Source organism: Pseudomonas sp. Sample_10 (assembly GCF_004321495.1).
Classification (GTDB): Bacteria; Pseudomonadota; Gammaproteobacteria; order Pseudomonadales; family Pseudomonadaceae; genus Aquipseudomonas.
On sequence record NZ_RCOE01000274.1, the window covers coordinates 1 to 1,092 of the forward strand.

Genomic DNA, 1,092 nt, shown 5'->3' on the forward strand with positions numbered 1-1,092 from the left:
TGCCGAGGAACAGCAGCGCGGCCAGCAGGATACCGGCCAGGGCGATGGCGCCCGAAGCGATTTCCAGGCTGTGCTTGGCTTCGCCGCCGGCATGGCCGACGCTTTGCGGCAGCACGCCGTGCAGCGGTGGAACGATCATTGCGCCGATGAAAGTCGACAGTACGATCAGCACCGACAGTGGCAGCCAGTGGGCAATGCCGTGACCGGCGTGGGCTTCGGTCTTCGCTTCACCGTGGAACGCGATGAAGATCAGGCGGAAGGTGTACAACGAGGTCATGAACGCGCCGACCAGACCTGCATACAGCAGACCTTCGTTACCGCTGGCGAACGCTTCCCAGAGGATTTCGTCCTTGGAGTAGAAGCCCGCAGTGACCAGAGGCAGGGCCGCCAGGGCCGCGCCGCCGACGATGAAGCTGGCGTAGGCCAGTGGCAGCTTCTTCCACAGACCACCCATCTTGAAGATGTTCTGCTCGTGGTGGCAGGCAACGATCACCGCACCGGAAGCAAGGAACAGCAGGGCCTTGAAGAAGGCGTGGGTCATCAGGTGGAAGATCGCGCCATCCCAGGCGCCAACACCCAGGGCCAGGAACATGTAGCCGATCTGGCTCATGGTCGAGTAGGCGAGGATACGCTTGATGTCGGTCTGGACCAGGGCTGCGAAGCCAGCCAGAACCAGGGTCACGCCACCAACGATGCCCACCAGGTGCAGGATTTCCGGCGCCAGGGTGAACAGGCCGTGGGTACGGGCAATCAGGTAAACGCCTGCTGTCACCATGGTTGCAGCGTGGATCAGTGCCGAAACCGGCGTTGGACCGGCCATCGCGTCTGCCAGCCAGGTTTGCAGCGGCAGTTGCGCGGATTTACCGACAGCGCCACCGAGCAGCATCAGGGTGGCCATGACCATCCAGAAGTCGCCGGCCTGGAATTTCTGCGGTGCCAGCACCAGCAGTTCCTGGACGTTCAGCGTGCCCAGTTGGGCAAACAGAATGAACAGGCCGATGGCCATGAACACGTCACCGATTCGGGTCACGATGAAGGCTTTGAGTGCGGCGTTACCGTTGTTGCGGTTGCTGTAGTAGAAACCGATCAACA

At 61.8% G+C, this 1,092-nt stretch carries 1 protein-coding gene; it reads right to left on the minus strand.

Annotated features, from left to right (window positions below; translation table 11 throughout):
* Positions 1-1,092: NADH-quinone oxidoreductase subunit L (locus D8U18_RS26245; RefSeq protein WP_131108990.1), on the minus strand; the 1,092-nt coding region annotated here is incomplete at both ends.